This is a genomic window from Aquitalea sp. ASV15 (genome assembly GCF_016429115.1).
In the GTDB taxonomy this organism is placed as follows: domain Bacteria; phylum Pseudomonadota; class Gammaproteobacteria; order Burkholderiales; family Chromobacteriaceae; genus Aquitalea; species Aquitalea magnusonii.
The window spans coordinates 1-317 of sequence record NZ_JAELTZ010000177.1 but is presented as its reverse complement, the minus strand read 5'-3'; the positions used below and the strand labels follow the sequence as shown (position 1 = coordinate 317).

Sequence of the window (317 nt, the reverse complement as noted above, 5' to 3'; positions counted from 1 at the left end):
GTCAGGGCGCGCCGACGCAGACAGCACCAAGAGTAGGGCAAGCAGGCGCGGGGGTTTGGTTAGCGGGTCTCAATTGTCGTTATGCTCGAGCCGGCTGGAGGGCAGCCGGCACAGCATGATCTTGTCCCTGTCTCTTATACACATCTGACGCTGCCGACGAACGAACAACAGTGTAGATCTCGGTGGTCGCCGGATCATTAAAAGGGGGGGGGGGGGGGGGGGGGGGGGGGGGGGGGGGGGGGGGGGGGGGGGGGGGGGGGGGGGGGGGGGGGGGGGGGGGGGGGGGGGGGGGGGGGGGGGGGGGGGGGGGGGGGGGG

1 protein-coding gene is annotated in these 317 nt (G+C 73.2%); it reads right to left on the bottom strand.

Annotated elements, in window-relative coordinates; genetic code table 11:
- Positions 1–69: 69 nt before the first annotated feature.
- Positions 70–317: hypothetical protein (locus tag JHD64_RS21400; protein WP_199055669.1), on the bottom strand; the 248-nt coding region annotated here is incomplete at its 5' end.